Genomic DNA, 23,208 nt, shown 5'->3' on the forward strand with positions numbered 1-23,208 from the left:
AGGCCAAGCGTGACCTTCCGTCCATTCCGAAAGAGCTGATCGACCAGTTCCTCAGCGAGTCGATGAGTGCCGAAGCTATTCAGGATGCTGCGATGGCGTTCAAAAAGGCGCTTATCGAACGTGCCCTTGGTGCCGAGTTGGGACTTCATCTTGGCTATCCTCAGGGCGCGGAGCGCCCTGAGGATTCGAGTAACCAGCGTAACGGCAAGAGCGGTAAAACCGTGCTGACCGAGGATGGCCCCTTGCGTCTGGACATTCCCAGAGATCGTGACGGCAGCTTTTCTCCGATACTGATTCCTAAGCATGAGCGGCGTTTTACAGGCTTTGATGACAAGATCATTGCCATGTATGCCCGTGGTATGAGCGTTCGCGAGATTCGTGCATTTCTCTCCGAACAGTACGGAACAGACGTCTCGCATGACTTCATCAGTACCGTCACCGACGGTGTTCTGGAGGAAGTCAGTACCTGGCAGCAACGGCCACTTGAGCCTATGTACCCGGTCATTTTCTTCGATGCACTGCGGGTTAAAATCCGTGATGAAGGCGTGGTTCGCAACAAAGCGATTTACCTGGCTCTGGGCGTACTACCGGACGGCACCCGAGATATTCTGGGCATCTGGATTGAGAACACAGAGGGCGCCAAATTCTGGATGAAAGTCTTCAACGACCTCAAAACCCGGGGTGTCGAAGATGTCCTGATTGCGGTAACGGACGGTCTCAAAGGCATGCCCGAAGCCTTGAGTGCAGTGTTCCCTCAGACGGCGTGCAGACATGCATCGTGCACCTGATCCGCAACAGCCTTGATTACGCAGCATGGGACAAGCGTCGCGAGCTGGCCAAGGCCCTGAAACCGATTTATCAAGCACTCAACGCTGAGGTCGCCGAGCAAGCTCTGGATGCCTTCGAATCTGGCCCTTGGGGCAAGCAATATCCAACGGTGGTTGCAGCCTGGCGACGCGCCTGGGATCGAGTCATCCCGTTCTTTCAAGAGAAAAGGGGACAGATTTATTTTCAGTTTTTAGAAAATAAATCTGTCCCCTTTTTAATGTTGGATTTAGTCTAATGGGTACTCACATGTCCATGGGGGGGTGAATAGTTCTGGGTTTATATTGTGCTCATGAAGAAAGTGGTTTATTTCTTCCTCTGTCTCTACAGTTTTGCATTTTGTGATTGTTGTGTCGTTGGCACCAATGCTATCTCTCGTCTCAAGAAGGTGGATTGGGAGGGTGAACTCTACAATTACATATTTAGAATGTTTTGCGTCCTCTAGAAAATTGTAATAACGCTCTCCAGGGAACCTGTCTTCGAAGTTTAAATGATAAACAGCGTAGATTGCGATCCACTTTCGAAGTGACTCATCCTGCGACGGAAGCTCTTGAGCAATCTCTGTATATGATTTTGTCTCCAAGCCCCACCATACTTTTCTAGGGATTATTTTGTGGGTGCTCATTTTTGTCCTTCAAACTGGTTTGGCCAATAGATTCTTATCACTTCCCCTTTCACAGGGTGAAGCTGCAAATGTGGATGAGCACCATGTGGGTCGCTTGGGTCGTGATTCGCCATTGTTACCTTTCTTGTTTTAATATCTGAAACCGGTGTGTCATCCCAGTGATAGTATTTTTCGGGTTCTTTCGTTTTTCTAAAATGCGTTTTAGCAGTCGCAGAGTTGAACTCTTCGGCGTTCCTATATCCTTGGCCGACATATTTTCCCAAGAATAGCTCCTCAGCTTCTGCTCTGCTATTTACGGTGACGGAGGTAGCACCGCGATCAAGTGCATCTGATGCTCTTTTTACAGAACCATTCGACCACGGGATCTCAGGTGCCGAAGGTTCTTTCGTATCGACTCGAGCATTTTCTGTCGGTGCCGTTGGGTTTCCTTCACCATCTCCATCTGGTGGGCATCCATTCAACCCTAGCGGATCCACCCACCCCGTAGGGTTAGGCACGTACTGGTAGTTATTCAACCCCCCCGCAAGCTTTATCGGATCCGGCGTCAAGAACCGTCCAGTACCCGGATTGTAGTAGCGATGTCGGTTGTAATGTAACCCTGTCTCGGCATCGAAATACTGACCCTGGAAGCGCAACGGGTTATCGATTTCGCTGACGTCGAGTGCCGCCAGGTTGCCATAAGCTCGGTATTTGGCCGACCACATGATCTCGCCGCCGTAATCGGTCAGCTCCTGAGGTGTACCAAGGTGGTCGAGTTGATAGTAGAACGGCGTTGCTTTGCGCGGACCTTCGCCGTCGAGCATTGCCAACGGTCGGAAGCTACCGGGTTCGTAGACATAGCTGCGATAGTGATTCTCGGCGCTTTCGGCGATCAGGCGCTCGCCTTGCCACAGGAATTCAGTGGTGTGGCCGTCAACGGTTTTTTCTATACGACGACCGAAGGCATCGTACTTGTAGGTTGCGATGCTGCCGCCCGGCAGGCTGACGCCGATCAAGCGATGCTGGCAGTCGTAGCGATATTCGGTGACGAGTTTCTGGCCGGCGCCACGACGTTCACGGCTCAAATTACCGTAAGCGTCGTAGTCGTAATGGCGGTCGCCCTGCATCAGCAGGCGGTTGCCTTTGACGTTAGCCAAATTGGCTACGGGCAGGTCGTTCTGACCGAGGAGGTTGCCTGCTGGATCGTGGGCGAAGCTTTCCGGCGTCGCACCACGCACACTGATCAGTCGATCCAACGGGTCGTAGTGATAACTGCGATTACCTTTGCGGGTGTCATCTACGCCGGCTAGGTTGCCATTCGCGTCATAGTTGTAACGTCGCTGGAACAGATTTTTGTCGCGTTGGCTAACGCTATGCGCTTGCAGGCGACCTTGTTCGTCGTACTGGTATTGGCTTAGGAGCAAACCCTGTTGTCGCTGTTGTTCGCGACCGGCACTGAACTGGTGGCCGGTGAGGCGCGAGCCGTTAAGGTCGATGCTGCTCAGACGTCCGCCGGACACGTGACGGTAATCGAGCGTACTGCCATCCGGTAGGCGGCAGTGGCTCAATTGGCCGACGCTATCGTATTCATAACGCGTCGTACCCCAGCCTTGGTGCTCGGTGATCAACCGGTCCTGCACGTCATATTCGTAAGCAAGCGGCCAGTGACCGTCGTCGACGTTGACCAGGCGACCGAGTGCGTCGTAGCTGTAGTGGATTTCCTCGCCGTCGGGCAGGGTCTTTACCAGCAGGCGGCCTGAGGTGTCGCGCTGGTACTCGCTGACCAGTTCGCTGCCGTCGTCGCCGAATTCGGTTTTCTTCAGCAACTGACCGTTGAGGTCGTACTCGTAGGCGGTGCGGCGACCGTCGAAGCCGGTTTCCTGCTGAATCAGGCCGTTCGAATAGTAGTCGAGTTGATAGCGTTCGCCGCGCTCGTTCTCAATCTCGGTGAGGTTGAGTTGTGAGTTGTCGTAGCGGTAGCGCAGTTGGCTTCCGTCCGGATTGATGCGGCGGCTGACCAGGTGCAGGTTGTCGGCGTACTCGTAGCGAGTGATGCGTCCGAGTTCGTCGCGTTCGGCGGTGACCCGGCCATACGGGTTATAGGTGAAAGCACGGGTGGCGCCGCCGGGCAGGGTGACTTGGGTCAGACGATCAGCAGCGTCCCATTGGTAATGAGTGATGGCGCCGAATTCGTCCTGCCGGGTGATTTGCCGGCCGAGTGCATCGTAGCGGTACTTGCGTTGGCCTCCGTCCGGCAGACATTCTTCGAGCAATTGGCCAAGGTTGTTCCAACCTAATTGATGACGACTCCCATCGGGATGGCGAATGTCAACCAGGCGTCCCTGACGGTCATAGCCGTAGTGGGTTTCGTTGCCGTCCGGGTCAGTTTGTTGAGTGATGTCACCCTGACGGTTGCGCTCATATTTCCAGCGCGCCTTGCCCCGCTGTACATCAATGAGTTGGCCGTTGTAATAGTTGTAACGCGTAGGCTCGTCTTCCGGGGGAATCACGGCCAGCAACCGGCCAGCATTGTTGTACTGATACTCGGTGATGGCGCCCATTGGGTCTTTTACAGCGATCAAACGGCCTTGATCGTCGTAGGCTTTTTGAGTTTCTGCGCCATCCGGAGCGGTTTCACTGATCAGACGCGCATTTTCGTCATGCACGTAAACCTGTTCACTACCATCCCCGTTGTAAACCGTTACCGTACCGTTGTCGTCCCACTCATAGCGTGTTTCCAGTGGCGAGTAGTTTGCCCAGTGGCGGACGCAACGGGAAAATTTGCCATCGCGCTCCCACTCCCAGAAGAAGCTGGCGCCGCCGGCCAATTGCCGCTCGAGAATCACGTGCTGCTGGTTGTACCGGTAATGCTCGGTTTCACCGGCGGCGTTCGTTGCCGAAACGAGTTGATGTTGAGCGTTATACGCGTATGAGACTAGCGTCTTCAGGGTTAGCCATGGATCCTGGCGTTTCCCGGACTCGTCATATTCCGAACGTTGTTGCTGTTGATCCACGGCAACGATACGCCGATCGTCATAGCGCAGCAGTAAAGAGCGGCCGGCGCCATTGTCGATGCGTTGAATGCGCCCGACCAGGTCATAGCTGATGTGCACCTGGTTTTCATACGAATCGCTGATAGTGGTCAGGCGGTTCGCACGGAAATGATAGAAACGCGGCTTTGCCCCAGCCTGCGTGAGAATCAGTTCACCGGGTGTGTCCCCCAGAAAAATCGCCGCTTGAGCGAGGCTGTTGGTGATGGCCGGACGTTGTTCGGTTGGCATCGGGAAACGCGTCTGGCGGTTTTCATTGTCTGTCCACAGCACGCCTTCATCGTCGATCTGCAAATGATGAGACAGGGAGTGGCTCCAGCCCGGCCCCATGCGATTGTCGATTTCGACGGCGCTGCTGCGGTAGAGGCGGGTCCACTCGAGCGGTAACAGACCGCCCAGTTCGCCATCTGTGAGGGTCAGCAGTTCCTCACCGGTGACCATGGACACGGGGTCACCGTTGGAGCAGGTTTTGCCGACGCATTGCGCAGGTTCGTCAGCCGGGTTTTTCGACTGTTTGGGCGCGTTGTCGATGTTCTCCTGCTGTTCCAGACGCGTTTCGTTCTGGGTTTTGTCTCGTGCGTGTATTTGCGCGTCGTTTTCGATTTTACCCCCAGTGGCAGGAGAGGGCCGCTTCGGAGCGGTTGCCGTTTGCGCTGGCGTATGGTCAGCGACATTAGCCACCGCCTTTTTGCCTGAGTTCGCGACACCGCTTCCATGGAATCTTAAAGAGGCTGCAGCGTCCGCATGGGGTTTGGAGCGAATCCTGCTGATTTCGATGAGTTTGGCAGTGACCTTCTCAACCATGCTGATCGCTTTTTGCGCTTGCAACGTGCCCTTGACCGTTTTTGCACCAGCGCGCAACGCAACACCCAATCCTCCGGTGAAAATAATCCCCAGGACGATGTAGAGGATTTCCGACTTCAATCTGGCCAGAACTTCTGTGCGGGTCTGCGGCGGCAGCATCGTCACCCAGGCCCAGACCGCAGAGACATAAACCCACAGCAATGGCTCATCACTGGCGATCAGAAAGCTGGTGCGAAGTGCTTCTGTGGAAGCATTGTAAATTTTCTTGATGTTTTCGTCGGTGAAGAACTTCTTGAGTGTTTCGTAGTTTTCACGGGGGTGAGTCACGAGATGAAACAGCGACTTGATATCGCCCCAGATGCCCATGACGAATTTCCAGAAACCATCCAGTTCGGATTGCAACTTTTGCCAGAAGCGCCCAGCGATCGACGCATCGTTATGTTCTTTCCACAGTGGCAGGCAGGTGGTTGTCCACTCCGAGGATAACCACTTGCTCAGATCGCCGATGACGTCGTCGTAGGATTTGAACAGTCGACCGTTATCTGCACTGGTCACGTCGGGGAAGAAGGTAATCCGGTAGAGCTGACGAGGCGTCAGGTCGCTAATGACTTCAATCCCGGTTGCGCCGATTGTTTTGCGCACGACTTGCCCGGCGACGGGGTTGTTCTTGGCGTCGACGGGAGTCAGGACCACTGGAGTGTTGCCAATCGGCACAAAACGCGCCGATTCAAAACTATGAATCAGCGTGAGTTTTCCATTCTCGGGACAGGTGGCGAAATAAACGGCTTTGGTCTTGCTGCCCGCCGCGACGGGTTTCTTGACCTCGTCCCCGACTTGAAACTGCTGCTCCATCTCCAGGCCTGGAATGACGCTGGCTGCGCGGTAATCTTTCAGGCAGTTTTTGAACTCGGCAATGACCTTGTTGAAGTCAGGCTGTTTAGCGGTGACATGATAGATCGTTTCGTATGGGTTCATATCACCACCTCGTTTTCCAGAAAGGCCTTCAACAGCCCGGTAAAATTTTCTTCCGTGAGCGGCGTGCGCTTAACGAAGCGCGCCACTTTTTGTTTCAGGTTTGATTCGGGAAACGAGAAATACTGATCGGCGTGTTCTTCTTGCAACCACTGCATCATGTTGCCGATGACGGTCGACGGATTTTCTTTGGTCAGTCCATCCAGCAACGGCTTCGGCACCTCCCACCACGGCCAATCCTTCACCTTCGGCTGCGCCCTCGGCCCAACCTCAAGGCCCTTGCCATTAATCAGATACCGCTCAAACATCGGCATCACTTCCCCAGCCTTGTCCCCCAGTCCATGCAGAATCGGGTAGATATGCCGCCCATCCCAGAAGCGGAAAAACACCTCGGTGCTATCCGGCATCTTCACCTGCGTCAGGCTGCGCAAATGCTCGAACACTTCGTTCGGCTCCGAGCGCGACACCGCCAACCAGCCCCAGTCGAGTGCAGCGGTTTCGGCGATCCACGGCAGGAATGCGGAGTTGGACTTGAGTTCGGTGACGTAGGGCATCACCGGTTGCCAGGTGGAGTAGGGCGTACCGCCCCAGATTGGCAGGAGCTGGGCGGTGGGTTCGGTCAGGTACAGGTTTTTCAGGGCGTCGCTGTCGCTCGCCGCGCTGATGATCAGGTACAGGCGTTCGCCAGTCTGTAGCGGCTGTTGTGCCAGCCAATCCTTGGGTGTCAGTCGATCAGATGGCACAGGCACCTGCCTTGCATTTTTCGCATTCTTCGCAGAATGGTGCGTTGCGTTTGAGGGTGTTGATCTGGGCCGGGGTCAGGATCTGTCCGGCCTTGTCGGCGTCGGCCTGTTTCAGGATGCCGGGCATCAGCGGGGCGGCGCCCGTGCCGCTGCCGGGGCTGCCGCCGGAGTTCATGTTGATCACCGGGCCGCTCATGGTCACGCCGCCGGCATCGATTTTGATGAAGCTGCCGCCGCCGACCAGGGTCAACTCGGCGCCGGCTTCCATCACCACTTTCATGCCGCTGCTCAGGTGGATTTCCTGACCCGCGTCGATGAATTGGCCGGTGCCGATCTTGATGTGCTGATTGACGCCCACGGTGAGGTGATCATTCGCACGCGCTTCGACTTTGCGGTCGGCGTAGACGGTGTGGTGCTCTTCGGCCTTGAATTCGCTGTAGCTGTTCTTTTCAACGGTGTCGTGACGTTCGTTGCCGACGCGGATTTTCTGGTCGTGCTCGACGTTCTCGTCCCAGTCGCGCTGGGCGTGCAGATAAATCTGTTCCTGACCTTTTTTGTCTTCGATGCGCAGTTCGTTGTAACCGCCGCCACCCATTGAACTCAGGGTCTTGAAGGTGCTGCGGGTCTTGTTCGCGGGCAGGGCGTACGGGACGGTGTTTTCCTTGTGGTACAGGCAGCCGCTGATCAGCGGCTGATCGGGGTCGCCTTCAAGGAAGGTGACGAGCACTTCCATGCCGATGCGCGGGATGGCGATGCCGCCGTATTGGGCGCCGGCCCAGGCTGAAGACACGCGCAGCCAGCAGCTGGTTTTATCGTCGGCCTGGCCTTCGCGGTCCCAGTGGAATTGGACTTTGACGCGGCCGTACTGGTCGCAGTGGATCTCTTCGCCTTTGGGGCCGGTGACCACGGCGCTCTGGCTGCCGAGGATGCGCGGTTTCGGGTGGCGCAGCGGCGGGCGGTTCGGCACGTCCCAAGGGGTGGCCTGAAAGCGGTTGCGGTAGCCCTGGTGGAAATCGTCTTTCAGCGCGGTGGTGTCGCTGGTCACCGACTCTTCCAGTACTTGCGGCTGTTTGCCTTCGTGGAGGACTTCGGTCAGCAGCCAGAGGTCGTTCCACTTGGCTTTCGGGTGTTGCGTCAGGGCCAAAAAGTGGCCGCTGACCAGCAACGGCTGATCGCTCTTGCCTTCAGCCAGTTGGAAGTCGCTGCGGTGGCGTTCGAGGGCGCGTTTGGCCAGGTGCTTGCCGCGTTCGCGGTCGATGAAACGACCCGGATAATCGTAGTCTTCAAGATCGGGCAGGGCGTCGCCACGGTTTTCGCTTTCGAGGGTGATGCGTGGTTTTTCGAAGTCGTAGTCGCGGCGGGTGGTGCGGCTGGTGCGGGTTTCCAGGCGCAGGTCGAAGCGCTTGATCACCGGGTCGTTGGCGACCATGCCGGAGTCTTGCTGGTAGGCCACAGGCTGGAGTTTCGGGAACACCGTCTGGTCATCGCCGAATACCAGTTTGTGTGCCGTCGCCGTGTGCTGGAAGTGGTAGTGAATGCCTTCTTCTTCGCACAGGCGCTGGATGAAATGCAGATCCGACTCGTCGTACTGCACGCAGTAGACGCGCTCGGGGTAGATGGAGCCGGTCTGGAAATCGTAGGCGTTGCTCTGGATGCCGTGTTCTTCGAGGACCATGCCGATGATTTTAGGCACGGTGAGGTTCTGGAAGATGCGCTGGTTGACGCGGTGCGCCAGGTACGACAATTGCGGGCGCAGGGTCACCGAATAACGGGTCAGGCGTTTGCCGGAGTCACCTTGCGCGGCGCGATAAATCTGACCATGGATGCCGCTGCCGTCGGGCGACAGTTGCAGGAAGGCCGGTTTGTGCAGCAGGGTTTCGAGGTCCAGCGACGGCTGCTCACTGACCAGCTCCACCTCAAAGACAAAAGGCTGGCTGATGGCTTCCCGACCTTGCAGGGTAAACACCTGAAAATCAGCGGAAAGCCCTTCGATGGTCAGGGCAAAGTGGGTTTCATTGGCCGGCGCGAACATCCCTTGTTCCTCGTGCTGTACAGCGGCGCTCGTCGACGCCCGCAAAAGCGGGTCAACGTACGCGAAATTCTGGAGGGGCGTAAACAACATCGACCAGCAGAGCTGGCCGATGCTTGTAACGATCAGCCGTAATTAAACGACTGGAGCACGCCAGTCATCGGAACCCGAAGTACCGGAGACTTCGTGGGTCCAGGTGATTTTGCGGTAGGTGAACTGCACTTCTTCCAGGTGGGTGAAGTGCGAGTTGCCTGGATCCTGGCAGTTGTGCATTTTGTTGTTGATGGCGACGATGATCGCGTCTTCCAGTTTGGTGGTGTAGTAGTGCTCTTGAGTACCTTGAGCCGAAGTACGGAACCACTGGATAACGATTTCGCTCATGCGCTCGCCGGAGGTCAGAGCGGCTTGCAGCAGAGGCGAAGCCTTGTCGTAGACCTTGGTGATCACAACTGGCTTGTGAACGCGCTGACCGGTTGGCTGACCGGATTGTGGGTCACGCGGGATGATCACGTCGTGGCTGAAAGCCTGAACCATGACCTGGTCTTCGTGGCCTTCCTGGTAGGTGTTGCCAACGGAGTCGGCGGTGAAGGCGCCGGCAGTGATCAGGCCTTGTTTTTCGCCGGTAACCGACATGTACGCTGGTGTTGCCATGGGATGCTCTCCTTGCGGATAAATTTAGGGTGCCCGGGAGGCGAAATCGCCCGGTGGGTGCCTGACTGTTATCAAGGAGCGTGCCAGGTTTTGCGAAGCCCCCGGCATGTGGGGGTTAAGCGGATGTTAGAGGCTAAACGTAGGATGTTTGGCCGTGGTTTGGGGGCGAAAGTGCGCAAGAAGTTGCGCAGTACTGCGCAACTTCTTGCGCACTTGGCTGCAGGCCATGAATGGCGTGAGCTGTAGCGATTTTAAGGGCGAAATATTACGAGCATGTGCGCAACTTCTTGCGCATCAAGGCTCCGTGCCATCACGAGGCCCTTTGTAGAGGATTTCACTATCAGTTCAACTTCAGACCTAGCACGTGCGCGCACCCTTCAATCGACCGCCGCTGCGTCTGCGCATACAACCCCAACTCATCAATCGTCGGACGTCCCAGCGCCTGTTCAAATGCCTGCCGATTGGAATGCTCGCCATAGTGTGTCTGCGCCGCATCGCCAAGATTCGACTGAAAAATCCCCGCCGCACTGACCGGCAGGAAATCTTCGTACACCAACGGCTCCGCTTTCACATAGCCGTCACGTAACAAGTCTTCCAGCGAGGCCTCATTGAGACTACCCGCCGCCAAGCCCTTTTCCGTGGCGAAATAGCGAAAGTAGGCCAGACCCTGTTCGCGCATGCCTTCGATGCTGTCAGGAAATTCGCCAAAGTGCTGAGTCATCAGCGTGTTGTAGCGTGCGGCATTGGCTTCGTTGGGGAAATCACCCAGCTCATCCCGCGCCGCATTCAACAGGCGGTCATACAACGCCCGGCCCTTGGGTGTCAGCGCCGCGCCACGTTGTTCGATTTCGCCGAAACGCGCGCTGTGACTGCCACGAGTTTCGCTTTGGTCGGTGAAGGCGATCGGCTCATCCAAGGCCTTGAAGCTGGTCTGGCGCAACAGGATCGGGCATTGCCGGCGCGGTGGACCTTCGATCACGGCTTTTGGCGTGATGCCATGGGCCGGCATCTGCTCCTGAACGGCGTCGATGTCGAGAGTGCGCGGTGTCAGGTGATTGATGTGCGGGCCTTTGAACGCCACCACATCCGCGATCAGACGGTGCTGGGCGCTCAACGTCCGGTACTGCGCAGCGGTAACGGTTGCGCTGTGATGCCAACGAAAGGTTTCCAGCGCTTGTAGGACGAATGCCTGTGCTTCGGCTTCGTTGAGTCCGCCAGCGGTCTCAGCCTGCGCGATCAAACGCAATGCCGCCGCCGTGAAGATCGAACGCTTGCCCAGCACCGATTCGGCAAAGGCGCGAAGTTCAGGATCTTCAATCAACTCCAGCCGCAACAACGAGGTAAACACTCGAAACGGACTGACTTGCAGCGCCTCTTCATGCACCGCGCGAAACGCCGTGGAATGCACCGGCACACCCGCCGGCGTCAGGTCGTAATAACCCACCGGTTGCATGCCCATCACCGCGAACAGGCGCGCGAGGGTGGCCAGTTCCGTTGCGGTGCCCACACGGATCGCGCCATGACGCTCCATGTCCAGCCGTTCGATTTCGCCTGTGCTGTTGAGTTGTCGTGCGATGTCTGGCTGACGTGAAAGCACGTCGCGGTTGGTCTGCTCCACCAGTTCCATTAGCGCGCCGTACAGCGGGACTTCTTCGCGGTACATGTCGGACATCGCTTTGGAGAAGCGTTGGCGGATCAGGTCGGGGCTGACGAAAGGCTGCACGGTCATGAAAAAAATTCCTGCCACGGTCACGAAATGGATGGAGGAAAAGATCGCAGCCTTCTCCCGCGCGGGCAAACGAAGAATCCTACGAACTTCATTCTGCCAACGACTGATCCACCAGTTCGATCCAGTGCCTGACCGGTGTCCGACCAGCACTGGCGAGGTGGCTCTGGCAGCCGATGTTGGAGGTGACGATCAGCTCGGGGCGGCCGCTTTCCAGAGCATTGAGGCGGTTGTCGCGCAGTTGCCGGGCGATGGCCGGTTGGGTCAGCGAATAAGTGCCCGCCGAACCGCAGCACAAATGACCGTCCGGCACGTTGGTCAAGTTGAAGCCCAGGCGAGTCAGCACCGCTTCAACGGCGCCGCCAAGTTTCAACGCGTGCTGCAAGGTGCACGGGCAATGCACGGCGATGCGCTGTTCGCCGGCGGCACACACCTGCTCTAGCGGTTCCTGCGCGATAACCTGTACCAGATCGAGGGTCAGTTCGCTGATCCGCCGCGCCTTGTCGGCGTAAGCCGGATCATCCTCCAGCAGATGCCCGTAATCCTTGATGAACGCGCCGCAGCCGCTGGCAGTTTGTACGATGGCTTCGGCGCCGTTTTGCAGATGCGGCCACCAGGCGTCGATGTTCTGCCGGGCGCGGTCGAGGCCTTTGGCCTGGGCGTCGAGGTGATAGTCCAGCGCGCCGCAACAACCCGCTTCGGCCACTGGCGTGACACTGATCCCGAGTCGATCAAGCACCCGCGCCGTGGCGTCATTGGTATTCGGCGACAAACCCGGTTGCACACAGCCTTCCAGCAGCAAAACCCGGCGCGCATGCTGTGGGTGCGGGCGCACACCCGAACTCGGCAGATGCTGTGGCAGTTTGCTTTCAACCATTCGCGGCAAAAGCGGTCGGAATGCCGTGCCCATCCGTAGCAAACCCTTGAACAACCCCGGGTTCGGTGCCAAGGCCCGCAGTCCCTCACGCAACAAACGCTGCGCCGCCGGACGCGGTACCGCGTGATCGACCACCGCCCGGCCAATGTCGAGCAAGTTGTGATAATCGACGCCGGACGGGCAGGTGGTTTCGCAGTTTCGGCACGACAGGCAGCGGTCCAGGTGCAGTTGCGTCTGCGGGGTGGCCGGTGCGCCTTCGAGTACTTGCTTGATCAGATAGATGCGCCCGCGCGGGCCATCGAGTTCATCACCCAGTAATTGATAGGTCGGACAGGTGGCGTTGCAAAAGCCGCAATGCACGCAAGTGCGCAGGATCTTTTCCGCCTCGGCGGCACGGGGCAACAGTCGGGATTGCTCGCTGAGGGTGGTTTGCATGGCTAGAACTCCGCGTACATCCGGCCTGGGTTGAACAGCCCTTGCGGGTCGAGTTGCGCCTTGAGTTGCCGGTGATAGCGCAGCAGGGTCCAGTCCAGCGGCTGGAACGGCGAGTCACTGGCGCCGTGAGTGAAGCACGTGGCGTGGCCGCCGAGTTCCTGAGCGTGGATATGAATGTGCGGTTTGTCGGATTTAAGCCAGCGTTGCGCGCCGGCCCAGTCGATCAATTGCTCGCCTGGCAAGTCCAGTGGGCCGAGGTTATTGGGCAGTGACAGGCGCCAAAGCGGCAGGCCTTCGTCGAAAAACGGCAAACGTTGTTCGTTCAAATCCCGCCAGAACACCGAGTCCAGCGGTTCACCGCCCAAACGTTGATGCGCCGCCGTCACAGAGCCTTCGCCGCCCTCAAGGCGCAGGTAAAGACTGTCGCCATCGTGACACGCGGCGCTGATCGGCAGCGGTTGCTGGCCCCATTCGGCGAGATTGGCCAAGGCGCGGGTGCAGTCGATATCGAGGCGGATGCTCAGGCACTGACGGGGTTTGGGCAGGACTTTCAGCGAGACTTCAGTCAGCACGCCGAGGCAGCCGTAACTACCGGCCATCAGCCGCGACAGGTCATAACCAGCGACGTTTTTCATCACTTCACCGCCGAAGCGCAGGTGTTGGCCGAGACCGGTGATCACCCTTGTGCCGAGGACGAAATCCCGCACCGAGCCTGACCATGGCCGCCGTGGCCCGGACAACCCGGTGGCGATCATGCCGCCGACCGTGGCGCCGTCGCCGAACGCGGGCGGTTCGCACGGCAACATTTGCCCGGCAGCGTCCAGCGCGGCGAGCAACTCGGACAACGGCGTGCCGGCACGCACGCTGACTACCAACTCGGTCGGGTCATAACGAACGATGCCACGGTGCGCGCGAGTATCCAGCACTTCACCGGCCACTTCGCGCCCTAGAAACGCCTTGCTGTTGCCGCCCTGGATCTTCAGCGGCGTGGCATTGGCCCGCGCCTCGTTGACCTGATCGAGCAGGGCGCTGCTGGCATCGAAATCGGCCATCAGAAGCGCTCCAGCTCAGGGAATGGCAGTTGCCCGGCATGAATGTGCATCGCACCGAATTCGGCGCAGCGGTGCAGGGTCGGGATGTTCTTGCCGGGGTTGAGCAGGCCCTTCGGGTCGAACGCGGCTTTTACCGCGTGAAACAGGCGCAGTTCGTCGTTATTGAACTGCGCGCACATCTGATTGATTTTCTCGCGGCCGACCCCGTGTTCGCCGGTAATGCTGCCGCCGACCTGCACGCACAATTCGAGGATCTTGCCGCCCAGCGCTTCGGCGCGGTGCAGTTCGCCGGGTTGGTTGGCGTCGAACAGGATCAGCGGGTGCATGTTGCCGTCGCCGGCATGGAACACGTTGGCCACACGCAAGTTGTACTCCTCGCCGAGGCGCGCAATGCCTTGCAACACGCCGGGCAATTCGCGGCGCGGGATGGTGCCGTCCATGCAGTAGTAGTCCGGCGACAATCGGCCGATGGCCGGGAAGGCGTTTTTGCGCCCTGCCCAGAAGCGCACGCGTTCGGCTTCATCACGGGCCTGGCGTACTTCGGTCGCGCCGGCCTCGGTCATGACGGCGCGCACCCGCAGGCAGTCGTCATGGACATCGGCTTCGACGCCATCGAGTTCGCACAACAGGATGGCTTCGGCGTCGACCGGGTAACCGGCGTGAATGAAATCTTCAGCGGCGCGGATGGCCAGGTTGTCCATCATTTCCAGGCCACCGGGAATAATCCCTGCCGCAATAATTTCCGCCACCGCGCGCCCGGCCTTTTCCACGGAATCGAAACTGGCCAGCAGCACCTTGGCGACTTGGGGTTTGGGCAGCAGTTTGACCGTGACTTCGGTGATGATCCCCAGCAAACCTTCGGAACCAGTGAACAGCGCGAGCAGGTCGAACCCCGCTGAATCGAGGGCGTCGGAGCCCAACGTCAGGCGTTCGCCTTCGATGGTCAGCACTTCGATTTTCAGCAGGTTGTGTACGGTCAGACCGTACTTGAGGCAATGCACGCCCCCGGCGTTTTCGGCGACATTGCCGCCGATCGAACAGGCGATCTGTGACGACGGGTCCGGCGCGTAATACAGGCCGAACGGTGCGGCGGCCTGGGAGATTGCCAGATTGCGTACGCCCGGCTGAACCTGTGCGGTGCGCGCATCCGGGTCGATGTGCAGGATGTTGTTGAAACGCGCCATCACCAGCAGCAAGCCTTTTTCCAGCGGCAAGGCACCGCCGGACAAACCGGTGCCCGCGCCACGAGCGACCACCGGAACGTTCTGTTGATGGCAGAGTTTGAGCAGGGTCTGCACCTGATCGAGCCGACGGGGCAGGGCAACCAGCATGGGCGTCGTGCGGTAAGCCGACAGACCGTCGCATTCGTAGGGTTTGAGTTCGTCTTCACGCCACAGAATGTCGAGGTCGGGCACGGCTTGCTGCAAGGCCTTGAGCAGCCCGGCCTTGTTCACGTCAGGCAGCGAACCGTCGAGGCGTTCGTCATACAAAATGTTCATCGCAAAACCCACCGTCTTATGGGTAGAAATACTTTCCTGTGGCGAGGGGATTTATCCCCGATGGGCTGCGTAGCAGACCCAACCCAGTGAATGCGATCTGTCCTGAACCAACTCAATGCCAAGACGGGTGCCGCTGCGCAGCCCATCGGGGATAAATCCCCTCGCCACAGGGATCGCGTTCTTCCGGACGTTCATCGCTGGGTTTCCAGAAACTCCCGGTACAACCGCGCGGTATTAACCGGCTGTTCGACCATCGGCATATGCCCGACGCCGTCCCACACATCCACCTGCAAATTGACGATGCCTTTGCTCCAGATCGGTACGCTGCTGACGTCGATCAGCCGATCCTTGCGACCCCACAGCAGCAGCGCCGGACATTTGATATCGGCCAGTTTCGGCTCCATCGGCGGGCTGGCGCGGAAATCGCGGAAGATCTCTTCCAGTTCATCGCGTTGCCGTTCGTAGCGCTGGGCGATGGCGTCCAGTACCAGCTTCGGCACCCAAGGCGGCGAAGCCATGGTCATGGCATAAAACTGCTGGAATTCCTCTCGGGAATTGATCAGAAACGGGTTATGCCCACGGGCCAGATGCCGCTCCATGTCACTGACCTCCGGCGCCGTGACGCCGGCCGGATCAATCAGCGCTACCGAGGCAATCCGGTCCGGATACGTCGCCGCCAACCACGCCGCAATGTAGCCGCCCATGGAGTTGCCGATCACATGGACTTTCTCCACGCCGCAAACGTCGAGCAACTGGATCATGCGCTTGGCCTGCAGCGGGATATCGTAGCCGCCGCCGGCCTTGAAGCCGGTTTCACCGTGGCCGGCCAGATCCGGAATGATCACTCGATACTGGCGCACGAAATGCCGCGAGAAGCGCAGCCACAGGTTCTTGTCGGCGCTGTAACCGTGCAGCATCAGGATCGCGCTGGCAGCTTCGTACGGCCCACCTTGCCAGGTCGAGACGGTCATCTCAGCGATCGGCACTTCGATCTTGTGCAGCTTGTACAACTTGGCTTCGGTGGCCATGTTCAGGTCATACAGCCAATGGCCGACCGCCGGGTAACTCAACCAACTCCAGGCCACGAACACTGCGAGGGCGACAAACAGCAAAAGCATCGACGTCTTCCTTTTACGTAGTCAGGACAGAATGTGATCGGCCGGTTTCAGCGCCCGGGTCAAGCGGTAATAGCTGAAACTGAAGCCGGGAAACATAGCGATCACATGACCGCTCTTGCTTTGGTACCAACTGTGGCAGCCGCCGGACTTCCAGACCGTGCGCTCCATCTCCCGGTGGATCATCTCAGTGTAGGTACGTTCTGCCTCGGGACGTACTTCGATGCTGCGCAGGCCTCTGGCCTGCACGGTGCGGATGCAGTCGAGGATGTAGTTCATCTGCGATTCGATGATGAACAGCGCCGATGTGTGGCCAATGCCCGTATTGGGGCCGGTGACGATAAACAGGTTGGGAAAGTCCGGCAGGCTGGTGCCGAGGTAGGCGCGGGGGTATTCGGCCCAGACCTCTCTGAGTTGCACGGCGTTTTTTCCGCTGACCGGGTAGGAAATAACGCCATCGGTGGCGTCGTAACCGGTCGACCAGACGATCAGATCAACATCGATGTGCTGACCGTCCTGGGTGTTGATCCCGCTTTCGTCGATGGAGGCGATGCCTTGTTCGCGACTGCGCAAGGTGACGTTAGGCCGAGTCAGCGCCGGGTAGTAAGTACTGGAAACCAGCACCCGTTTGCAGCCGATGGTGAAATCCGGGATGAGTTTTTGCTGAAGTAACGGATCGGGCACCTGGCGCTTGAGAAAGCGCAATGCCTGCTTCTGCACCAGGTGAATCGCCGGCTTCGAGTATTTGAAGGCAATTACCCGGGTTTCGAACTGCCAGTAGATCAGCCAGCGCAATAGCTTGTAGGCCGGTTTCAAGCCCAACAGCCAACGCTGAAACGGCCCGAACACGCGATCAGCGCGAGGCAACACCCAATGCGGTGTGCGCTGGAATACATGCAACTGCTCGACCTTCGGCGCAATCGCCGGGATCACCTGCGCCGCGCTGGCGCCGCTGCCGACGATGGCCACGCGTTTGCCGCGGTAGTCGTAGCTGTGATCCCAATGGTTTGTGTGAAAAGTCTTGCCCTGAAAGCGCTCCTGCCCCGGGAAGTGTGGGATCACCGGTTGGCTCAACGGCCCGGTGGCATTGATCATGAACTGCGCGTAGAAGGTGCCCTTGGTCGCGGTGTGGACGGCCCAGCGTTTTTCAGCCTCGTCCCACTCGACGCGCTCGACATTGGCCTGCAGTTCCACCCGATCACGTAGACCGAACTGGTCGATCACATGCTCGGTGTAACGGTGCAGTTCCGCCTGCTCGGCAAACATCTGCGACCAGCGGTACGGCGCGAATGACAGCGAATACAGCGGCGACGGCACGTCCACCGCCGCGCCGGGGTAAGTGTTCTGGCACCAGGTGCCACCGAAGAAGTCGCGCCGTTCCAGCATACGAAAATCGTCGATCCCGGCCTTGAGCAGGTTGACCGCCGCACACTGGCCGCCAAAACCGCTACCGATGATCAACACTTGGTAAGTCTGCATGGGCCTCCTTCTTATAGTTGTTTTTCCGTTTTCCTCCTTTCATGTATAGCCAAATATTTGCACTGTGCCCGGCGGATCAGCGCCCGTTGAGCCCGCTAGCCGGTGATGGCTATTTAACGTCGCCCTGTTAGACTCCAAGCAAGTCCGTCTGACGGTGTGCAAGTTCCGTCGAGTGATCGAGGCCCCTATGGGAAACACGGGAGGGAAGGGACTTTCATTGGCCAGGAGGCTCTACACATCGCGAACCCTCGGTCTGGTCCTGGGGCTTCTTTGCGTGAGCGTGGCGATGTACCCGCTCGATCCACCGCTGTGGGTATGGGCGCTGATGCTGATCAACGGCCTGGTCTGGCCGCATTTGGCCTTTCAATGGGCGCGCCGTTCAAGCGTGCCTTACCATGGCGAACACCGAAATCTATTGATCGACGCCTTTCTCGGCGGTTTTTGGGTCGCCGCCATGCAGTTCAATCCACTGCCCAGCGCCACGACCATCTCGATGATGGCGATGAATAACGTGGCCATCGGCGGTGTGCGCTTTCTGCTGGCCGGTTCTGCGGCGCAGCTCCTTGGGGTTGGCGTAGGGCTGGTGGTCTTTGCCCCAGCCTTCATTCCGCAAACCTCACCCTTGCAACTGTATGCCTGCCTGCCGTTGCTGATGCTCTATCCGCTGGCGCTGGGCTGGATCTGCTTTCGTCAGGCCTACACGCTGGGGCTGCATAAACGTGAATTGCTCGCGCTTAGCCGCACCGACAGCCTCTCCGGGCTGCTCAACCACGGTGCCTGGAAGGATCAACTGGAAATCGCCTTTCAGCGCTGCAAACGGCAGAAACAGGGGGCGGCGATTGCATTGATCGACATCGATCATTTCAAGGCGATCAATGACACCTACGGCCATGTGGCCGGCGACATCGTGCTGCGGCAACTGAGCAAACTGCTCAAGCAGAACCTGCGTGCCACCGACATCGCGGGGCGATATGGGGGCGATGAATTCTGCGTGATCCTCCCGGAGTTGCCGCTGTTCCATGCCGCACAAGCCATGGAAGCGTTGCGCGAGCGCTTCGCCACGCTGGGCTATGAGCAGAACCCGGCGCTGAAGGTCAGCTTGAGCATCGGACTGGCGGAGTACGACCCGGCCCATGCCGATGCGACGCGTTGGCTCAATGATGCGGATCAGGCGTTGTACGAGGCCAAGGCCAGTGGGCGCAACCGGGTTATCTGCAATTGCGACAACCTGCCCAAGCAGCCGGTACTCGACTCGGTCTGACTCCCCGTATATCACCTGTGTGAACCGGTTCAATCGGTGTCGCATCCGGGATAGAGCCTCGCGTCAATGTCAGGTACGGTTCAAGTCCCTCCCGACGCGAAACAAGGATCGATTCATGACGTTCTCATTTTCCCGCTCCCTGCTGGCCGCCAGCCTCGGCCTGACGCTCGCTTTCTCTGCCGCTACCGCCAATGCCGAACCGCATAAACAAGTCCTCGCCAATGCTGAGCAATACCAGCCCGAAGCCCTGAAACTGCTGGAACGCCTGGTTAATATCGATACAGGCTCCGGTTATGAGCCGGGCCTCAAGCAAGTCAGCGAGATCGTCATTGATGAGCTGAAAAAGCTCGGCGCCACCCTCGAACTGATACCCAACACCCCGGAAAAAACCAACCACGTACTGGCCACGTTCAAGGGCACCGGCAAGGCGAAAATCCTGCTGATGGCGCACATGGACACGGTGTTCAAGGAAGGTTCGGCGGCCGAGCGGCCATTCCACATCAAGGACGGACGCGCCTACGGCCCCGGGGGTGATGGACGACAAGGGCGGCATCGTCGCCGGGATCTATGCACTGACAATCCTGAAAAACCTCGACTTCAAGGACTATGCGCAAATCACCTTCCTGCTCGACGCTAGCGAAGAAACCGGCTCGGACGTCGCCACCGACCTGATCAAGAAAACCGCCAAACTGCATGACGTGACGCTCAATCTTGAGCCGGGTCGTCCGGCCGATGGCCTGGTGGTGTGGCGCAAGGGCAGCGCGACGGCGGTGGTCGAGGTCAAGGGCAAAGCGGCGCATGCCGGGGTCGCGCCGGAATTGGGGCGCAACGCGGCGATGGAAGCGGCGCACCAGATTCTGCAATTGGGCAAGCTGGGTGATGAGGCGAAGAAAACCACCATCAACTTCACCGTGCTCAAGGCCGGCGACCGCACCAACGTGATTCCGGATCAAGCCACGGCCAAGGCTGACGTGCGTGCGGCGGTGCCGGAGGAGTTCGACCGGATCGAGAAGGATCTGGCGCGGGTGTCGCAGGACAAGCTGATTCCTGACACCGTGGTGACCACTAGTTTGCAGCGGGGTCTACCGCCGATGCCGCAGACGGCCGAGTCAGATCGTCTGATGGCCATGGCGCAGGGGATTTACGGCGAAATCGGCCGCAAATTGACCGAGGAGGGCAGCGGTGGCGCGGCGGATGCGAGTCTGTCGGCCGGGGTTGGCACGCCGACGCTGGATGGCTTCGGGATTGTTGGCGGCAATATTCATACGCCGGAGGAATATGCGGAGGTGGCGAGTGTGGCGCCGCGGATATATCTGTTGTCGCGGATGATTATGGAGTTGTCCAAGGGGCAGTGACGGGAGTTTGTCGTTATTCATAGCGTAACCCCCCGTCCTGTAGGAACTGTCGAGTGAAACGAGGCTGCGATCTTTTGATCTTCAGGGGGAAAATCAAAAGATCGCAGCCTTCGGCAGCTCCTACAGGGGCTTCAACTCCGCGACGATCGTGGCCGGTCGAATACAGAACCTGACACATTTGGAGTGAATTCTATGACCGACCAAGTAATGCCACGTCCTCCCCATCTGTTGATGCGCGAAGGGTGTGCGATTTTGAATGTGATTCAGGCCAGGGCGATGCAGCGGGAGGAGGCTTACAAAACCCCGATTTAGCGGTGTAGCGGCAGATGCCTTCGCGAGCAGGCTCGCTCCCACAGTGGATTGTAGTGAGCACAGAATTTGTGTTCGACACAGATCAAATGTGGGAGCGAGCCTGCTCGCGAAGAGGCCGGTGCGGCCAACACATCACTCCTTTACGCTCATATATTCCTTGGCCCAGAGAATGTATTCCTCCGGCTGGGTATAGGTATGCGTCAATTCGGTCGCGCTCAAGTCCGAAGCCTGGGTAAAGATCTGCCGCTGTTCGCGCAGGCTGTCGTAGGTTGCCTTGATCGCCGCGAAGTACGCGCCATGGCCGTCGATGGTCACGCGCACGCCCAGTTCGGCCAGACGTTTGTCGTCGCGCAGTGCCGGGTTGCCGTAGGTCACCAGCATCAGCGGCACGGTCAGATGTTCTGCAATCTGCTCCAACTGATCGAAGTCCTGCACGCCAACCATGCAAATGCCATCGGCGCCGGCAGCCTGATACTGGCGGGTGCGGCTGATGATTTCCTGGTTCGGCAGGATGCCGGCGTTGGTGCGGGCGATGATCGCCATTTCCGTGTCGACCCTGGCTTCCAGCGCTGCGCGGATCTTGCCGACGCCTTCGGCAACCGTGATCAGGTCAGTGGATTTACGGCCAAATTGGGCGGGCAGCAAGGTGTCTTCGATGGTCAGGGCGGCGACGCCGGCGCGTTCCAGTTCGACGATGGTGCGCATCACGTTGAGGGCGTTGCCGTAGCCGTGGTCGGCGTCGGCGATCACCGGTAATTGGGCGACACGGCCGATGCGGGTGGCCTGTTCGGCGAACTCGCTGAGGGTGATCAGGGCAAAGTCCGGCGCGCCCAATACCTGCAACGAGGCCACGGAACCACCGAGAATCCCCACTTCAAAACCCAGGTCCGCGGCAATGCGGGCGGACATCGGGTCGAACACCGAGGCCGTGTGGTAGCAGGTGTCGGAGGCCAGCAGCTGACGGAAGTTACGGCGCAAATCTTGATGGGAAAGCCTGGTCATACGAGTTCCACCAATACAAAGGAATGGAACGGCTTGAGCAAAGGTGTCAACGCCGAAGAATGAAAAGGCTATCACGCGAATGGGTCAATGATCATGACGAATTTGCGAGGGTAGAGGTTGATGATGAATAAAGTGCTGAAAGGATTAACCTGTAATGAAGGGTTTGCCTGTCTAAGAGGACCCGACTGTGGCGAGGGGATTTATCCCCGATCGGCTGCGCAGCAGTCGCAAAACCGGTGCATGCGGTATGCCTGAAAGGAAGCGGTGTTGGCTTTTTTTGGGTCCGCTTCGCAGCCCATCGGGGATAAATCCCCTCGCCACAGTTGGATCTCCTCCATATAGGGGGGATCAGGCAGCCACGGCCTGCTGCTGTTGATTGGGCAACATCACCGCCCGCACCGAATTGCCCGGCTGCAGTTGCAGGCGCTTGGCCGTGAGGCGGTCGATCACCAAGCTGCTGCCAACTCGGCGAGCGCGGGCGACGGTGATGCGGCAGTTTTCCAGGCGGCGGTTATGGATCAGCCACAGCGGCGCCTGTTCGTCCGGGGTGCCGAGGCTCAGGGCCAACTCAAGGCTGTCGCGCACCGTGCGAATATTGCGGATTGGCGCTTCGATCACCGGCCCACCGTCGAAAATGTCGATATAGCCTTTGTGGGTGAAACCCTCGGCCTGGAGGATTTTCAGCGCCGGTTCGGTATTGGGGTGCGCCTGACCGATGGCGGCTTGCGCCTGTTCGGTGAGCAGGCAGGTGTACAACGGCTGGCGCGGCATCAATTCGGCGATGAACGATTTGTTGCCCAGCCCCGACAGGTGATCGGCGTGACTGAAGTCCATCTGGAAGAAGTGTCGGCCCAGACTGTCCCAGAACGGCGAGCAACCCAGCTCATCGGCACTGCCGCGCAGTTCGGCGATCATCTTCTCGCCAAACAGATGAGGGAACTCAGCGACGAACAGCAAACGCCCCAACGACAACAAGCGGCCGTTGCTGCCGTGGCGATGGTCATGGCCCAGAAACAACGAGCACAACTCCGATTGGCCGGTCAGTTCGTTATTGAGGAACAGCGTCGGGATCTGCCGTTGAATGCCCAGGTCCGGGGCCGAACTCACCGTCAGCCCGACCCGATAGTTGTACCAGGGCTCGCGCAAACCAACCGCGCCGGCCATTGCGCTGACACCCACCACGCGCATGTCATCGTCTTCGAGCACAAACAGATAGTCGGCATCGGCACGTTCCACCTGCTCGGCGAACGCCCGTTGCGCCCAGCGTACCCGGTGGGACAGGCGATCTTCGTTGGCCGGCAGGGTGGTGAACCCCGGGCCTGCCTGCTGTACCAGCGTCATCAACGCGGGCAGGTCGCTGACTTTAACCGGGCGGACAATCATGCTGTAACTCCTTCTTCGCGCCTGTTCGGGCACT

Annotated in this window: 14 protein-coding genes and 2 pseudogenes; 3 read left to right on the forward strand and 13 right to left on the reverse strand. The window is 58.8% G+C overall.

The features are described 5' to 3' along the window. Nucleotides 1-92: 92 nt before the first annotated feature. A pseudogene (locus tag ACA074_RS10795) lies at nucleotides 93-1,063 on the forward strand (IS256 family transposase). On the opposite strand, the gene ACA074_RS10800 reads toward ACA074_RS10795, so the two are convergent. The 11 genes from ACA074_RS10800 to ACA074_RS10850 all read right to left on the reverse strand — a co-directional run bounded on the left by ACA074_RS10800 (nucleotide 1,055) and on the right by ACA074_RS10850 (nucleotide 17,861). Next, a complete protein-coding gene (locus ACA074_RS10800) occupies nucleotides 1,055-1,450 on the reverse strand; it encodes a hypothetical protein (RefSeq protein ID WP_497678974.1) in 396 nt (131 codons plus the stop codon). The pseudogene ACA074_RS10795 and the gene ACA074_RS10800 overlap by 9 nt on opposite strands. After that, nucleotides 1,447-6,258 carry an RHS repeat-associated core domain-containing protein gene (locus tag ACA074_RS10805; RefSeq protein WP_497678975.1) on the reverse strand — a complete coding sequence of 1,604 codons (4,812 nt, stop codon included), beginning with the start codon at nucleotides 6,256-6,258 and terminating at the stop codon, nucleotides 1,447-1,449. Before ACA074_RS10805 ends, ACA074_RS10800 begins: the two co-directional genes overlap by 4 nt. Next, complete coding sequence (locus ACA074_RS10810; protein WP_497678976.1) at nucleotides 6,255-6,998, reverse strand: DUF4123 domain-containing protein; 744 nt, start codon at nucleotides 6,996-6,998, stop codon at nucleotides 6,255-6,257. Before ACA074_RS10810 ends, ACA074_RS10805 begins: the two co-directional genes overlap by 4 nt. Next, nucleotides 6,988-9,030 (reverse strand): type VI secretion system Vgr family protein, encoded by a 2,043-nt coding sequence (locus tag ACA074_RS10815; RefSeq protein WP_497678977.1) that lies wholly within the window; start codon nucleotides 9,028-9,030, stop codon nucleotides 6,988-6,990. The genes ACA074_RS10810 and ACA074_RS10815 overlap by 11 nt, the downstream gene beginning before the upstream one ends. 132 nt (nucleotides 9,031-9,162) lie before the next feature. Beyond that, a complete protein-coding gene (locus ACA074_RS10820) occupies nucleotides 9,163-9,678 on the reverse strand; it encodes an Hcp family type VI secretion system effector (protein ID WP_007919523.1) in 516 nt (171 codons plus the stop codon). A 340-nt stretch (nucleotides 9,679-10,018) separates the two neighbouring features. After that, nucleotides 10,019-11,407, reverse strand: coding sequence for a 2-oxoadipate dioxygenase/decarboxylase HglS (gene hglS / locus ACA074_RS10825; RefSeq protein WP_497678978.1), 1,389 nt, complete (start codon nucleotides 11,405-11,407; stop codon nucleotides 10,019-10,021). Between the two features lie 88 nt (nucleotides 11,408-11,495). Further along, complete coding sequence (glcF, locus tag ACA074_RS10830) at nucleotides 11,496-12,716, reverse strand: glycolate oxidase subunit GlcF (RefSeq protein ID WP_497678979.1); 1,221 nt, start codon at nucleotides 12,714-12,716, stop codon at nucleotides 11,496-11,498. 2 nt (nucleotides 12,717-12,718) lie between these two features. Further along, complete coding sequence (gene glcE / locus ACA074_RS10835; protein WP_187677059.1) at nucleotides 12,719-13,768, reverse strand: glycolate oxidase subunit GlcE; 1,050 nt, start codon at nucleotides 13,766-13,768, stop codon at nucleotides 12,719-12,721. Continuing rightward, complete coding sequence (gene glcD, locus ACA074_RS10840; RefSeq protein WP_497678980.1) at nucleotides 13,768-15,267, reverse strand: glycolate oxidase subunit GlcD; 1,500 nt, start codon at nucleotides 15,265-15,267, stop codon at nucleotides 13,768-13,770. Before glcD ends, glcE begins: the two co-directional genes overlap by 1 nt. 191 nt (nucleotides 15,268-15,458) lie before the next feature. Next, nucleotides 15,459-16,385: an alpha/beta fold hydrolase gene (locus ACA074_RS10845; protein ID WP_497617586.1), complete on the reverse strand. Its 927-nt coding sequence runs from the start codon at nucleotides 16,383-16,385 to the stop codon at nucleotides 15,459-15,461. A gap of 21 nt (nucleotides 16,386-16,406) precedes the next feature. Further along, nucleotides 16,407-17,861 (reverse strand): flavin-containing monooxygenase, encoded by a 1,455-nt coding sequence (locus ACA074_RS10850; protein WP_497678981.1) that lies wholly within the window; start codon nucleotides 17,859-17,861, stop codon nucleotides 16,407-16,409. A 187-nt stretch (nucleotides 17,862-18,048) separates the two neighbouring features. Between ACA074_RS10850 and ACA074_RS10855 the strand changes: the two genes are divergently transcribed. Both ACA074_RS10855 and ACA074_RS10860 read left to right on the forward strand, forming a co-directional pair. Continuing rightward, nucleotides 18,049-19,122 carry a diguanylate cyclase gene (locus ACA074_RS10855; protein WP_497678982.1) on the forward strand — a complete coding sequence of 358 codons (1,074 nt, stop codon included), beginning with the start codon at nucleotides 18,049-18,051 and terminating at the stop codon, nucleotides 19,120-19,122. 115 nt (nucleotides 19,123-19,237) lie between these two features. Next, nucleotides 19,238-20,477, forward strand: a pseudogene (locus ACA074_RS10860) (M20/M25/M40 family metallo-hydrolase). Between the two features lie 444 nt (nucleotides 20,478-20,921). On the opposite strand, the gene ACA074_RS10865 reads toward ACA074_RS10860, so the two are convergent. Both ACA074_RS10865 and astA read right to left on the reverse strand, forming a co-directional pair. Then, the gene (locus ACA074_RS10865; RefSeq protein WP_016774123.1) at nucleotides 20,922-21,791 is read right to left on the reverse strand and encodes an isocitrate lyase/PEP mutase family protein; all 870 of its coding nucleotides are present in this window, start codon (nucleotides 21,789-21,791) and stop codon (nucleotides 20,922-20,924) included. A 348-nt stretch (nucleotides 21,792-22,139) separates the two neighbouring features. Continuing rightward, complete coding sequence (astA, locus tag ACA074_RS10870; protein WP_497678983.1) at nucleotides 22,140-23,174, reverse strand: arginine N-succinyltransferase; 1,035 nt, start codon at nucleotides 23,172-23,174, stop codon at nucleotides 22,140-22,142. Nucleotides 23,175-23,208: the final 34 nt, after the last annotated feature.

The organism is Pseudomonas sp. LBUM1655 (assembly GCF_059716085.1).

Excerpts from the sequence above, each read along its gene's own strand:
- ACA074_RS10800 (WP_497678974.1), bottom strand. The coding sequence starts at position 1,450 with ATGAGCACCCACAAAATAATCCCTAGAAAAGTATGGTGGGGCTTGGAG.
- ACA074_RS10805 (WP_497678975.1), bottom strand. The coding sequence starts at position 6,258 with ATGAACCCATACGAAACGATCTATCATGTCACCGCTAAACAGCCTGAC.
- ACA074_RS10815 (WP_497678977.1), bottom strand. The coding sequence starts at position 9,030 with ATGTTCGCGCCGGCCAATGAAACCCACTTTGCCCTGACCATCGAAGGG.
- ACA074_RS10820 (WP_007919523.1), bottom strand. The coding sequence starts at position 9,678 with ATGGCAACACCAGCGTACATGTCGGTTACCGGCGAAAAACAAGGCCTG.
- hglS (WP_497678978.1), bottom strand. The coding sequence starts at position 11,407 with ATGACCGTGCAGCCTTTCGTCAGCCCCGACCTGATCCGCCAACGCTTC.
- glcF (WP_497678979.1), bottom strand. The coding sequence starts at position 12,716 with ATGCAAACCACCCTCAGCGAGCAATCCCGACTGTTGCCCCGTGCCGCC.
- glcE (WP_187677059.1), bottom strand. The coding sequence starts at position 13,768 with ATGGCCGATTTCGATGCCAGCAGCGCCCTGCTCGATCAGGTCAACGAG.
- glcD (WP_497678980.1), bottom strand. The coding sequence starts at position 15,267 with ATGAACATTTTGTATGACGAACGCCTCGACGGTTCGCTGCCTGACGTG.
- ACA074_RS10845 (WP_497617586.1), bottom strand. The coding sequence starts at position 16,385 with ATGCTTTTGCTGTTTGTCGCCCTCGCAGTGTTCGTGGCCTGGAGTTGG.
- ACA074_RS10850 (WP_497678981.1), bottom strand. The coding sequence starts at position 17,861 with ATGCAGACTTACCAAGTGTTGATCATCGGTAGCGGTTTTGGCGGCCAG.
- ACA074_RS10855 (WP_497678982.1), top strand. The coding sequence starts at position 18,049 with ATGGGAAACACGGGAGGGAAGGGACTTTCATTGGCCAGGAGGCTCTAC.
- ACA074_RS10865 (WP_016774123.1), bottom strand. The coding sequence starts at position 21,791 with ATGACCAGGCTTTCCCATCAAGATTTGCGCCGTAACTTCCGTCAGCTG.
- astA (WP_497678983.1), bottom strand. The coding sequence starts at position 23,174 with ATGATTGTCCGCCCGGTTAAAGTCAGCGACCTGCCCGCGTTGATGACG.